Origin of the sequence: Bacillus sp. 37MA, from assembly GCF_000372765.1 — a bacterium.
Classification (GTDB): Bacteria; Bacillota; Bacilli; order Bacillales; family Domibacillaceae; genus Domibacillus; species Domibacillus aminovorans.
The window spans coordinates 1,504,394-1,518,994 of sequence record NZ_KB889752.1 but is presented as its reverse complement, the minus strand read 5'-3'; the positions used below and the strand labels follow the sequence as shown (position 1 = coordinate 1,518,994).

Sequence of the window (14,601 nt, the reverse complement as noted above, 5' to 3'; positions counted from 1 at the left end):
TGGGACTGTGTCCATATTTTAGTTCTTCCACTAAAGGGCGCTTTAATGGAAGAAGAATCTCAGAAATGATCAAACTTTTTTATAAAAGAAGGATTCAATTGAATATATTAAAAGAGTGTTTTGATCAATCTTTTTTCAAAACATGCTCTTACTATTTGCTCTTGTCTCAAGGGTTTATAGAGTTAATTTAATCAAACTTTAGTTCAAAGCTACATTATTCTTCTATGAAGAGGGAGAAGCTCATCTCTATGAGCAACTGAATCTTGTATATGAGCATTACAATGCTGTACCGGCATTTTATGGAATAGCCATTCATCATTATGACAGTTGGATAGCTCTTCCCTGAGCCATTTAAAGTAACCCCCGGCATGAAAGCCGGGGGTTACTTTTATTTTAATGGGCGGATCTAGCTATTATTGACGCATGTGTCAATATGTCTATATAATTACACTGGAAGCGGGGGCTATGAATATGAACATGACGACTAAAATGAAGATTTCACTTGGATTTGTGGTATTATTTGTCGTAATATCTATAATAATAGGCTATCAAATTTTCTTTTCGAATAGCGATGCAAATGATAACACCCATCAACCTCAAGATGTGGGCGTCCGCTATATAAGTAAGACTGATCAAGATTCTCTCTATGTTTACGATGGGGATAAATGGAATGAAATGTTTATTCAAGGTGTAAATATTGGAGCGGGCAAGCCTGGTGCTTTTCCCGGAGAACTTGCGATTACATATGATGAGTATTACAGATGGTTCACTTATATATCCGAGATGCATGCTAATACAATCAGGGTCTACACGACGCTGCGTCCACAATTTTACAATGCGTTATTTGATTTTAACCAAGCTGCAGAACAAGCGGGCAAAGATCCGATTTATGTCATTCATGGAGTTTGGGTCAATGAGAACGATATTATGACCATTGAGGATGCATTTGGGGAAGACAGCAAAATTATGAAGGATGTCATCAAAAGTGGGCAAGATATTGTTGACATCATACATGGAGATAGCTATCTACCTGTTAATAAAGGTAATGCGGATGGTACATATACAACAGATATATCACAGTATGTGATTGGATGGATATTAGGTATAGAGTGGGATCCGGCCTTTGTCGTAGGGACGGATGATAATAATGCCGAACGCAATAAATACGATGGGAAGTTTCTATATACGGTAGATGCGTCCCCCTTTGAAGCTTTCCTAGCGGAAGTCGGAGACAAGATCATCGATTATGAAATGACTAACTATAATATGCAAAGGCCGGTTGCCTTTTCGAATTGGGTAACGACAGATCCGCTAGAGCACCCTAACGAACCGTATGTAAACGAAGATCTTGTGGAAGTGAATGTAGAGCATGTGAAATGGTATGACGATTATAAACCGGGTATGTTTGTCTCATACCACGTCTATCCATACTATCCTGATTCCTTTAGCTTCCAAACCAACTATATCTCATACAAAGGTCCAGACGGAGAACCAGATCCTTATTTAGCTTATCTAGAAGACTTAAAGACGGTACATTCGATGCCCATCGTCATATCAGAGTTCGGAATCCCGGCTTCAAGAGGGAAGGCGCATGAGAACAGAGTAACAGGATTTAATCAAGGCTTTATCGATGAAGAGACACAAGGTGAGATGTTGGTGGACATGCTTAATGACATTCATAGTGCAAATCTCGCTGGAGGCATTTCCTTTTCATGGCAGGATGAATGGTTTAAGAGGACGTGGAATAACAGTGACCTTGATGTGATAGATTCTAGGCCGTATTGGTCGAATACACAGACGAACGAGCAGCATTTTGGTCTATTAGCCTTTGATCCTGGCAGCCCTGAAAGCATTACTTATGTTGATGGTCAGATAAAAGATTGGGCGAACGACTCTCCATTCTATGAAGATGAGGACAAGAAGTTGTATGTGAAGAGCGACGAGGCGTACCTCTATTTAAGAGTAGATTCTGCCAATTATAATTTCAACAAGGATACCTTACTAATACCGATTGATACCATAGATGAACAGGGGAATCAAAAATTCCCTGAGTATGATACAACGTTTAGCAAGAGTGCCGATTTCGTGCTTAAAATCCATGGACAAGCTGACTCCCACTTGCTAGTTGATGCCTATTATGATAATTATTATTTCCGCTATGCGGTTTTGTCCGATCTCATTGAGAAGAATGACGCATTTCATTCGAAAAACTCAGGTATATTCAATCCTATTAGACTAGCACTTAATAAGAAAGTGATCGTTCCTCCAGAAAACAAAGTTATTCCGTTTACTGGATATGAGACAGGATTGCTTCTATATGGGATATCCAATCCCGATCGTACGGAGTACAATTCATTAAGCGATTTTTATTACGAAGATGGGCATCTAGAAATCAGAATTCCATGGCAATTATTAAATGTGATGGACCCATCGAAGAAGGTTGTCATTGATGATATGCACGCTCGCGGCAAAATATCGCCACTACAAGTAAACAGCTTTGATATTGGAATTGAATTGATCAAAGATGGTTCTGCCAAGGGCGCTCAGGAACTAACTATGAAGGAATACAATTGGAATAAATGGGATCAACCTACATATCACGAGAGACTGAAGAAATCCTACTATATTGTACAACAAGGGTTTAAGGAACTATTAGATGCAAATAAGGAATGAACAGAGGATTAGACAAATGATAAAAAAAAGAATTAAATTTCGTTATTTGGTTTTGTTATTTCTATTCATTGTTCTAGTGATACCCTTTGGTTGGTGGTTCATTACACCAAGCAAGGATCTCGATATCGTTGTGCTTAATAAAACATTTCCTGCCGAGAGGAATGCATCTGGAGAAGTGAGTAAGCTAGATTACAGCAAGCAGCGTGGCTTGTACTGGCTAATGGGTTACCTTGGGATCAGAAATCCGGAGACAAACAAATCGTATGATGTTAGTAGAGATTATTACGGCAACTTTCTTGTTGGGGGGAAATTTGTTAGCAAGCCGTTTCAAAAGCTAACCCATGTGCCTGATGTAATCTTCTTGTCAGATATGTATGGAACCGGTAAGTCGAAGATCAATGGTGAAGAACTCGATGGTGTTTCTGGCTTAACGAAAGACGAAGTTGGTCTTATTTCAACGTATTATGCTAAAGGAACGACTGTCTTTGGCGAATATAACATTGCGGGGGATCCGACAAATTCAAGCGTATCAAAGGAACTAGAAGAGATTTTCGGTGTGAATTTTACGGGGTTAGCAGGCAAGTTCTTCTCGGACTTGTCTTCTAGTGTTGATGTGCCAAATTGGATTAGAGACATCTACGAACAACAGTACGGTAAAAAATGGAATCTTACAGGTGGCGGAATTGTGGTTGCAGGAAATAACAGAATTGTTGTGCTGCAGCGCGATATTGGTTTTACAGGAAATTCAATTCAGATAGCCATGACTAAGGATAACGTCAACCATTATGGTACGGAAACAGTTGATTATTACAATTGGTTTGAAATTGTTAAGCCATCCGAAGAAGCAACGGTTATTGCCTGGTATAACTTGAATCTTACAGATGAGGGGAAAAATCAGTTAAAGCCATTTGGTCTTGATGATCAATTTCCTGCCATTATTGCGAATCAACATTCTTACTACATGGCTGGAGATTTCACGGATTATAGAGGGCCTGATAAAATCAAACAATTTTTGGGAGCTACAACATTATATAAGTATTTTAGCGTGAATAGTGAGGGTGATTTATCCTATTTCTACTGGCATTTCTACGTACCTTTTATGTCCAAGGTATTAAAGGAGATGGAGCCACTGAACCAGGAGGTCTTCAAGGCTGTGAATGAAGTAGCCGATGATGGTTCTCGGCTTGTGTCTAAGATTGTCGATAAACAGTTTGCTGTATACCAGAACGGCGTTTGGAAGCCCATGTATATTAATGGCGTCAATATAGGATCAACAGTACCCGGAAATGCTGAAGGCACTTTACCTAATGATCCAGCCTTTTATACGGACTGGTTTGAACAAATTGCTAACATGAATGCAAATACGATCAGAGTCTATACACGGATGCCTTCCGTTTTTTATCGTGCGTTGGATACTTACAATTATAGTCATCCTGATCAATTGCTTTATTTATTACAGAATATATCGGTGGATCATGAGCCTGCGTCGGGGAATTATCTGGATGAAGCGTATCAATTAGCCTTTGAACAAGAATTAGAAAATACGGTTAATGCCATTCATGGAAACGCGAATATTAAAAAAGCGGATGGAGAGGATTCCGATCTTTACGTTAATGACGTATCGGGTTACTTACTTGGATATTTGGTTGCTCCAGACTTAAGTACAAACAATGTGTCTCTAACTGATGCAGGCAATTCAACGTATCAATTCAATGGTGAATATGCATCTGCTTCAGCTGATGCAACACCAACTGAAGCATGGCTAACATCGATTATTAATAAAACTTATCTATATGAACAAACAAACTACAACATGCAACATCCAACATCGATTGTCAGCATTCCCGAACTGGATACCGTATATCAGGAGAAGTACAATCCTATTGAACAACTGAACAACATATCGCTTGATATTATGAATCACATAGTTATCACCAACAAGGTTACGAGTGGATTCTTCGGAGCGTATGACATCTTTCCCGATCAACCGGGCTTAATGAATAGTGATACGATGGAAGATCAGCCGTCCTTCACAGGATATAAGGAATACCTGAACAATTTGATGACGTCCCAGAGCAAATATCCAGTTCTAATCAGCGAGTTTGGTCTTTCGACAAGTGGGAGTACGACGGAAGATCAGCAAGGCGAAGGGCTTGTATCTTTAATAAAGATAATTAAAGATAGCGGAGCGATGGGAGGGCTTATATATGAGTGGGCTGATGAATGGGGACAAAGCAGTGAGTTCACATCCCCTTTAATGATCCCCTATAAGCACGGGATCTTGTGGCACAATACCGTTGACCCCGTACAAAATTATGGCATTGTGGCTCTGGAGCCACCTATCCCTGCAGACTATTCAATGAATCTTCGAGGTTCAGACTTATTGGATACGTTATCTCTTACTACAGATGAATCGTACTTTTATATCACAGCTGTAATGAATGACTTACCAGATTTTAATAAGCAAAAAATCATGATCTATCTGGATACGATAGACAGAAAAAGTGGGGAATACATGTTAGCCCCAGATGTGAATGAAAACTGGTCTGGCGTTGAGTTCAATATTGACATTGAAAGTCAAGACAAGGCTGATTTATTGGTTATACCTAACTACAATGCAAGTCGAGGAACGTATTATACATCCGTTTCCACCGCGGGGGTGTTCGAAAGAATGATGAGGCAGTTGACGCCTGAATATGTAACGAAGTCTGGTGTAAAGATTGCTGCCACATTTGAGGATGGATCGACATTAATCCCAGGCCGTTTCGAGAATAGCGACAGTCATTTTTATTTCGATGGTAACACGTTGAATGTAAGAATTCCTTGGGCAAGACTGAACTTTACCGATCCATCACGCTTGCTTGTATTGAATGATGAGAAGAATAAGGGTTTACTCATGAATACGAAAGATACTCTTTCAGTTAGAATGACCGATGGCATCGTTACATCCTTGGTTATCATGAATAAAGTGACTAATCAGATTGATTATCAGTTCCCTGAGAGTGTCACTTCATCGGGTTACAGAACGTTTGCGTGGAACACCTGGGATGTGCCCCAAGTCGTATCACGCAACAAGACGAGCTATGACAGGATTAAAGAAGCTTTTGAGTATGACAATATGGATAATAACGAGGGAGTACAATGACCAGTCAAGCGTATACCTTACTTTGGATTTCGGGCAGTCTAATTTCGAGCTTCTTTATAGCCATTGTAGTTACTTGGTCATATGGCTATATCAGCATGTTAATTTACCAGAAAATAAATAAGACGTTGGAAGGCATGCTCTCCTCCTTCTTTCATACAGAAATGGAGGAGCAGCAACAAGTCATTCAAAAGCTAAATCAATATGTGAGGCATAGCAGTTTAAGAAGGGAGCTTTTGATTAACTGCATCATTCAAAAGGGCGAAGCTTTTATTGAAGATCATCATAAGCAATTAATGAATTTATACGAAGCGACGGGAATTAAGACGTTCTTAATCAAGCGGCTTTCGTCAAAAAGAGATTACACCAAAGCTTTAGCTTGTCGACAGCTGGGAGATTTAAGGGTACATTCTACGGAACCCTATATTTGCAATCTGATCAGCAGCAAAAACAATAATGTTACCTATAATGTTTTACTTGCTCTAGCGAAACTGGGGGATTTAAATAATCTAGCTCAGATTCTAATTTCTAACTCTAACAACATTCATTTTTCCTTTAGAGCAGTTATTGAAGTTATAGCGGAGTTTAAGGGGCCCAAAGAGTCTAAGGAAGCTTTATTTAAAGAAACCATTGAATCCAGTGATGATTATATGAAAGGGATTTTAATTAAAGCAGCAACTGACGGTCAATATGAAGGTTTGGACGATTACTATGTAAAATATTTGAGCAGTAATAATATGAACCTAAAAATCGCATGCCTTCGGGCGTTAAGTGAACTGAATAATTCCGACTATGAACAATTTGTGATTGGCATGCTTGAATCTGAAGCGTGGGAAGTCAGAGCGGCCGCAGCTAAAGGTCTTGGGAAATTTGGAACGAGTCATAGCTTTGAACCACTTGTAAAGATGACAAGTGACAAGGAATGGTGGGTAAGACATAATGCTGCCAATGCCCTTATCTCCATTCCGGGAGGCAAGGAGTATGCGCAACATATTATTAATGGCGAGGATCGATATGCTCGTGAAGCCGTTATTGCTGGAATGGAAATGTCAGATTAATAGGAACCTCCAGGAAAGTTGGTAGGCATCATGTATTATTTTATGAATTTCATACTTTACTTTAGCGAGTTTTGCATGATTTACACGATTGCGATCAATCTGTTTTACAATGGTCAGATGCTGATTGCCGTCTTTGATCTATTCGGATACTTTAAGAGGATGAAATCATCTGATTACCAGAGATATGTAGACTCTAAGAACATGATTCCGATCTCCATCATTGTTCCCGCCTATAACGAAGAAAAAACCATCGTGGACAATATTAAGTCTTTGCTTGCGCTAAATTACTATGAATATGAAATTATTATTGTAAACGATGGCTCTAAAGATTCAACGAGAGATAAAATTATTGAAGAGTTCGAATTAATCAAAGTAAATCAGCCAATCAAGGTCAGCATACAGACGAATGAAGTTTTAGGTGTTTATCGTAATCCTAAATATGAACGATTAATATTTATCGATAAATTAAATGGGGGCAAAGCTGATGCGCTTAATGCCGGCATTAACCTATCAACGTATCCTATATTTGCAAGTATAGATGCTGACTCCGTACTAGAGAATGATGCACTGATTAAGTTAACGATGATGTTTGTTGAAAATCCTGAAACAATTGCAGTTGGTGGGATTGTAAGAGTATCGAATGATTCGGTGATTCAAGATGGCAAATTAGTCGACATGAATATTCCCAAAAGTAAGGTTGCTCTTTTTCAAATTGTAGAATACTTGCGAGCGTTTCTAACTGGACGTACGAGCTTAAGTAAACTGAACTCTATTCTTATTATTTCAGGTGCTTTTGGGGCTTTTAATAAAAGTGTAGTGATTGAGTGCGGCGGATATAAGGTAAATACGATCGGTGAAGATATGGACATTATTATGAAGCTTCACAAAAAAATGAGGGATGAGAAGAGAAAGTATAAGATTAAGTTCCTAGCAGATCCCATTTGCTGGACCCAGGTTCCGGAATCCCTCAAGGATCTGAGAGTACAACGCAGAAGATGGCAGATCGGATTGTTTGACAGCCTGTTAAATTATAAATCTATGATTTTTAACCCGAAATATGGTAGCGTTGGAATGATGGTTTTGCCCTATTACTGGTTGTTTGAGTTGATCGGTCCGGTCGTTGAGTTTTTTGGTTATGTGTTCATACCACTAGCCTATTTGTTCGGATTACTAGAATTTAATAGCTTTCTTATTTATTTTTTAATTGCATTTTTGCTGGGTACCACATTATCGATGGGCAGTATTTTACTAGAGCAAATCTCTTTCCGTAAATACACAACATTTCGGAGCACGATGCAATTAGTATTATTTGCTTTTATTGAGAATTTAGGCTATCGACAGCTTACCGTTCTTTTCCGAGTTGAAGGTATTTTCAAGATCAGAAGTGGGCGGCATTCCTGGGGAACGATTAAAAGAAAAGAATTTGCAGCAAGTGAAGATCATACTGACTAACGTCAACCAGCGGATCTGTAAATTACAAATGTGATATGATCTATAAAGAGGGTCTTTTTGTTGTCCGGCTAAAACGAGTGATTATTAGACAGAGTTGATGGGCATGATGTCCAGATATTATGGCAAGGAGAACCCTTTGAAATGTGTATAAATGAGGTTCGGCTAATAGGGGTAGCGTCACATGCCCATCAAGCTAATATTTTAAATTGCTAAACATGAAATGATACTTGCCTAACAACTAGCGAATGTACGAAAAATAGGTATGCCAAATAAGCCTCTTAAAAAGGCATTTTTCTGCTAGGTTGCTCGGCTTTGATACACCGTCGTTTCACACACGACACCGAGAATATCAAAGACCGTCATCTTTTTATACCTATGGCATTTACGTCTATTTTTCTTAAGCAAAAGAAGCAACACCATTAAACGGAATGAAAAGTATGGAGAATGGAAGAGAATTTTGCTTTATTCGATTTTGAGCTGACGGCAGAAGAAATGATAGAAATCACTCAATTAGACCGCAACCGGCGCAACGGGTCTCATCCAAATGAATTGAACAAAAGGTAATAAATACTAGGTAGAAGAACCTTGAATGGCTTCAGGGTTCTTTTTTATTTGTCTGCTTGTTTTTCTTTTAGTGGCCTAAAATCATCTTTTTATTGTAAAACATATGAAAAATTTATATTTCTAATCCGGCAATTCCGAAGGCGCCGGGGCCACAGTGGGTAGAAATGACGGCGCCAGCTTCAATCCATGTTACGTGTTTGAAACCGGCTTCTTCAGCGATTTCATCCACCTGCTTCTTAATGCTTTCATCCAGTCCGATTGAATAAAGGAAATACAGCTGTCCTTTATCAATATTGTACTCATTTAAATAATCGCGTATCATTTTCTCTATGACGCGGCTCATTTTTCCGCGATATTTTTTTGTCGATACAAGCCTGCCATTAACTAATTCAATGAGCGGCTTAATTTTCAGCAAAGATCCGCCGAGATAAGCGGCATTTGAGACACGGCCGCCTGCTCTTAAAAAATCGAGGCTGCCGGGAACGAACGCGAGTCGAGACTGAGGAACCTGTGATTCGATTTTTTCGATTAAACGGGCAGGGTCAATAGAAGGCTCCGCTTTCAGCAGGGAAACAGCATACATAACAATCGCCATCAGTCCGCCTGACACGTTCAAGGCGTCAATAAGAAAAATATCGTCAAATTCTTTCGCTGCAATGGTCGCGTTCTGAAAAGAAGAAGAGGCACGCGACGTGTAGCCGATGTGAATAATGATGCAACCGGGAAAGTCCGCTTTGATCTTCGTGAAAAAATCATGATATTCATTGGAATTGGTAGATGTGGTAGAAGGTATTTTTTTCGTGCGTTCATAGTAGTCATAAATATCGGCAACGGGTATGAAGCCGTCCAAATAATCCTGTCCGTCCATGATGACATGCATCGGGACGACCTGGACACCATATTTTTGAGCTAAATCGCCTCGTAAATCTGCTCCGCTCTCGGTCGAAAAAATAATTTCCCGCATCGTATCTCCTCCTTGTTTGTTTTGCCTTACCCGGTTTCTTCATAAAGACTTGAATGTTCCTTCATTAGAACCCGAGGAAACATGTTCTAATAAGGTGCAGCATTTTTTTATATGATATTCGATATATTGCCGACAGAATGATAGCAGGATCCTGGACTGACTGAAAGAACGAGTTCCTATCCATAAGTATACAGGAAAGGGAGTAATTTTAAAATTTGTCTATTGAAGCAATTATCAAAGCAGCAATGCCAAGTGACACAAGCGTTAAGCAGTAAAAATAAAGGAGGGTTATTTGGATATTTGATTTTAAAAGAAGTATGAGTAAAACAAGACTGATTTGATTTACACTATTGAGATTGTGAAGGATTATATTTAACTAATGTAAGCAGAATCGTTGAAAGATGGTATAATTTATTCCAACAACAAAAGAATTTCCAAAAAACACCTAAAAGAAATGAGGGAAAGAAAATGATTAATCAAGTTGGTCAAATTATGTTATATGTAAATAACCAAGATGAGTCATTGAAATTTTGGTCAGAAAAAGTAGGATTTAGCATAGTTTCTGAGGAAGATAACGGGCAAGGATTGAGATGGATTGAAATTGCTCCAACAAAGGCAACAGAAACAAGTATTATACTCCACAATAAGAAACTAATTGCAAAAATGCAGCCTGAATTAAACCTTAATACACCTTCGTTAATGTTTTTCTCGGAAAATCTTGATAATTTGTATAAAGACTTTTCGGAAAAAAATATCACAGTCGGAAAAATTGTAAGTGTGCCTTCCGGAAGAGTATTTAACTTTGCTGATAATGAGGGAAATTACTTTTCTATAATGGAAAAAAAGTGAGTCTAAATAAAAGAGATAAATATCAAAAAGACTAGCAATTATTTTAGTCGCTAACAAGACAAATTAAAAAACCGATTCCATTATAGGAATCGGTTTTTTATAGGTAAGAATATTCTATCTTATTGTTCGTTTCATTCAATTATTGTGTTTTTTTCATTAACAATGAAAGGATAACATTGATGATGGCTAAAATTAAACTTATGTTAAACACAAGTGATGAACCAGATGCAGCAGCTACAGGTAGCGTAGTTCCATCTGCTAAAGAACTTGCTTGTTGTGCAGAGAAAATCGATACCATTACGGCAATCCCAATTGCTCCTGCAACTTGTTGAGATGTTTGAGAAATGGCAATGCCATCTGGATAGTACTGTTTTGGTAATGCATTTAATGTGTTCGTCTGAACAGATGCAAGGACCATACCGATACCAAGCATCATGACAATATGCGTAATTACCATAATCCATAAGGCTGTTTCGGTTCCATATTGTGCATATAAGGCATAACCAATCACAACTAAAATTGTTCCCGGTGTAATGACGGCACGAGGACCAAATTTATCAAATAATCGGCCAATCGTCGGGGCAAGTATACAGTTTAATACACTACCTGGCAACAGAATAAGCCCTGTTGTAAATGCAGAAACTAATAACGCCATTTGCATATACATTGGTAAGACAACGAGCATGGAAAGCATATTTAAAAATGTAATCATATTCATCGCAAGCCCAAGTACGAATTGAGGGTGCTTAAATGCCTTTAAATTTAACATTGGCGTATCCATCTTTGTTTGACGAATCGCAAATAAAATAAGCGCGATGAATCCAACAATGACTGTGCTTAGGACAGTCGTGCTTGTCCATCCAAATTCTCCACCGACACTCACGCCATAAACAACGCCACCAAATCCAATCGTCGATAAAATGACTGATAAAATATCAATGGATACTTTTCTTATTTCATTGACATTCGGAATATAAATGTAACCGAAAATGAGTGAGAATACTAAGAATGGAATCGTAAACCAGAAAATCCAATGCCACGATAATGTATCTAAAATAAGACCAGCTAATGTTGGACCAAATGCTGGACCAGCTAAAATGACTAATCCCATGATCCCCATTGCGCCACCACGTTTATTCGGTGGGAAGATGGTGAAAATAACATTTTGCGTTAACGGCAAAATAATCGCAAGCCCTGCTGCTTGAATGACACGTGCTGTTAATAGCACGCTAAATACGGGTGCCAGTGCAGCCACGATTGTTCCAATAATGGATAATGCTACCGATGTAATAAACATTTGGCGTGTCGTAAATTTTTGCATTAAAATCCCCGTTACGGGCACTAAAATCCCTAGCGTTAAAAAATAACCCGTTGCCAGCCACTGGATCGTGGTCGCATCTACACTAAAAATGTTGCTTAGTTCGCCTAAGGCAATATTTAAGGCTGTTTCACTGAACAGCCCGACAAAACCTGCTACTAACAGGGCAGTCATAATAGGCCCTGTTTTAATTTCTTTATTCATGTGTTAAAACTCCTTCAATAAATTGGGTAATATTTTCGATAAGGTTCTTAAAGGATCTGTTGATTTTTGCGTTAAACAAAGCATCATCGCACCTTCGATAGAAGCTGTCATGAATAATGAAACAGAGGAAGCTGATTCAATTGAAAAGCCATCTATTAATAGTTTATTACGGTAGATGTCCTGAATTTTTTCATAAAGTGCTCCACAAGCATTTCTTACAGGTTCACTTAATGATGCCATTTCGCTCACAATACTACTAAACGTATAGCCTGTAATCGTACCGTCTGTTTCCAAGTTTGTAATTAACTTTTCAATCATTGCATGTGTTGCTTCTTGTGTTGACAGATGTTGTTGGAAAATCGATTCAATATCCGTCGTAATCGCTTCATTTAAAGATTGTAGACAAGCAATTAATAATTCTTCTTTTCCATTCGGAAAATGATGATAGAGAGCACCTTTTGTAATATTACAAGCTTTCAATAGTTCATTTAGCCCAACACCTTTATATCCTTTTTGCTGAAAGAGCTTTGTCGCTATGTCGACCATTAGCGATTTTGTATCCATTTTTAATTATTCCCCCTAACATACCGACCGGTCTGTTTATTACTATAACAAAGTTATTTCCTATGATGTAAGTGTTTTTTATTCCCTTGTACAAGATGAGTTCACAATTTAGACATAAAAAGGGCGCGTTTGTTATATATTCGGCTTCCGAAATATCTCTTGAAATCAAGTATCATTAAAAGTGCACTGCCCATTTTTACTGATGTTTTTTTATTTGTTCAATTTTAGATTGTACATTTGCCTTCTCTGTTCCAAAACTCATAGAAGCTGCACGAACGAGCTTAGTAATAAGACGTAAATAATGATGAAACCCAGCTAATCTTCTTTTAGGAAGTTGGCTGGGTTTTATGTTTAAGTGTGCAAAATAGCACTTAAAATTTATTTGGAAAAACCGGAGTTTGTTTAATAGGAAAATGAAAGAAGTTGTATTAAGTTAATTTTTGAAGATTACTTGTATCATTAAAATGAAAGGCTATGTTCTTAAAGATTGTTGCTATAAATATTAAAAAGAGAGGACTTCACGAGGAAGTCCTCTTTCTGCGTTTGTTCTTCTGTTAAAGCCCCCGTTAATGAAATATCATTCAGAAGGAATGGAGATTGCCTACTAGTGCTGAAAAACGAAAAAACGATAATAAAAAAAGGATAATTAGCCTTTGAGAATAAAAGTTAAATACCCTAATCTTTAAATACTATTTGTTTTTATTTTTTTATTTCGCGCAATCCAAAAGTCATTAAGAAAGTAATCAGCAAAAGAAGGATTTTCGGTACTACTGTTTCCTAAGTAGGATATAACCCAATCCCTTCGATGAAAGAAAACTTGATCACCTTAGTTTCGGTTTCGCAAGATGAACTAGGATTAGAAGGGAAAGGTAAAGGGGATTAGATAAAAGAAGGACTAGTAATTTCATCCATAATTTTAATTTTGTCACAACCAAACTTAGGAATCAAGATGAAGAACCAACCGTTATTACACAATGAGGTATATTTTCACAGTGAAATAATAGTTCTTGTTCAATATAATATTAATAGGCATATTTTAATTAAAATAACATATCAGTATTGGTTAATCAACCTTAATAGGAGTACATAAATGAATAAAAAAGCCGATGATTGTTTTATTGATACACTGCTGATTTCCCTCCAAGACGAAAGAATCATTGAAAAGATAAATGAAATAATAGAAGCCGACACATTTAATCAACCGAGGGAAACCAAGAAGTTATTGAAAGAAAAAGAAGAAGAAATTGCAAGGTTCCAACAAGAGCTTGACTCAAAAGAGAGGGAAATCATTGACTATAAAATCAAGATCAACGAGCTAAATCAAAAGATCGATTCTTATCTTTATGAATTGCAAAAAAGAAGGGCAGACTATCAAGAAGCAGAAGAACTTTACAATTCTATTCAGCACTTATCGGAAGAAACAAGAAACTCATTAAAAAGAATTTTTAAAGGTACAACGGTGCAAGATTTTATTTTTTGTGGTGTGCAATACGAAAATATCTCATCTTTATGGGATTTCATTAAAAATGAGGCAATGGAAGGTCGGGGACACGAAAGAGAAACCTTGATTGCTATTTTTCGGTATTTCTTTCAAGCTTACAGTAAAACGTTTGATACCCCTTTATATAAAACGCAGGAAGTGCAAATTAATGATGTCTTTAGAGAAGATCTACATATAAGGGCCAGCGATAGCAAAATATCTGGAAACATCACGGAAATACTACTACCAGGGTACATAAGCATTAATGGTAAAATCATAAAAAAATCAATTGTAAAGATATAACGGATAATAAATAGAAGAACAAAGAAGGAG

At 37.7% G+C, this 14,601-nt stretch carries 9 protein-coding genes; 6 read left to right on the top strand and 3 right to left on the bottom strand.

Annotation, left to right across the window (positions count from 1 at the left end):
• Nucleotides 1–471: 471 nt before the first annotated feature.
• The 4 genes from A3M5_RS0108585 (at nt 472) to A3M5_RS0108570 (ending at nt 8,325) form a co-directional block, all read left to right on the top strand.
• The gene (locus A3M5_RS0108585; RefSeq protein ID WP_018393349.1) at nt 472–2,673 is read left to right on the top strand and encodes a hypothetical protein; all 2,202 of its coding nucleotides are present in this window, start codon (nt 472–474) and stop codon (nt 2,671–2,673) included.
• A gap of 16 nt (nt 2,674–2,689) precedes the next feature.
• Entirely contained in the window at nt 2,690–5,818 is a 3,129-nt protein-coding gene (locus A3M5_RS0108580; RefSeq protein ID WP_155894689.1) for a hypothetical protein, read from the top strand.
• A complete protein-coding gene (locus tag A3M5_RS0108575; RefSeq protein WP_018393347.1) occupies nt 5,815–6,873 on the top strand; it encodes a HEAT repeat domain-containing protein in 1,059 nt (352 codons plus the stop codon). The genes A3M5_RS0108580 and A3M5_RS0108575 overlap by 4 nt, the downstream gene beginning before the upstream one ends.
• Nucleotides 6,874–6,948: 75 nt before the next feature.
• On the top strand, nt 6,949–8,325 hold the full coding sequence (locus tag A3M5_RS0108570) for a glycosyltransferase family 2 protein (protein WP_196803555.1): 1,377 nt from the start codon (nt 6,949–6,951) through the stop codon (nt 8,323–8,325).
• 676 nt (nt 8,326–9,001) lie between these two features.
• Here A3M5_RS0108570 and A3M5_RS0108560 read toward each other — a convergent pair.
• Nucleotides 9,002–9,853 (bottom strand): DegV family protein, encoded by an 852-nt coding sequence (locus tag A3M5_RS0108560; protein WP_018393344.1) that lies wholly within the window; start codon nt 9,851–9,853, stop codon nt 9,002–9,004.
• Between the two features lie 468 nt (nt 9,854–10,321).
• Between A3M5_RS0108560 and A3M5_RS0108555 the strand changes: the two genes are divergently transcribed.
• Nucleotides 10,322–10,702, top strand: coding sequence for a VOC family protein (locus A3M5_RS0108555; RefSeq protein WP_018393343.1), 381 nt, complete (start codon nt 10,322–10,324; stop codon nt 10,700–10,702).
• Between the two features lie 139 nt (nt 10,703–10,841).
• Here the strand turns inward: A3M5_RS0108555 and A3M5_RS0108550 are convergent, their stop codons facing one another.
• Nucleotides 10,842–12,224 carry a DHA2 family efflux MFS transporter permease subunit gene (locus A3M5_RS0108550; protein WP_018393342.1) on the bottom strand — a complete coding sequence of 461 codons (1,383 nt, stop codon included), beginning with the start codon at nt 12,222–12,224 and terminating at the stop codon, nt 10,842–10,844.
• A 3-nt stretch (nt 12,225–12,227) separates the two neighbouring features.
• Nucleotides 12,228–12,788 (bottom strand): TetR/AcrR family transcriptional regulator, encoded by a 561-nt coding sequence (locus A3M5_RS0108545; protein ID WP_018393341.1) that lies wholly within the window; start codon nt 12,786–12,788, stop codon nt 12,228–12,230.
• A 1,090-nt stretch (nt 12,789–13,878) separates the two neighbouring features.
• Here A3M5_RS0108545 and A3M5_RS0108540 point away from each other — a divergent pair.
• Nucleotides 13,879–14,571 (top strand): hypothetical protein, encoded by a 693-nt coding sequence (locus tag A3M5_RS0108540; RefSeq protein ID WP_018393340.1) that lies wholly within the window; start codon nt 13,879–13,881, stop codon nt 14,569–14,571.
• Nucleotides 14,572–14,601: the final 30 nt, after the last annotated feature.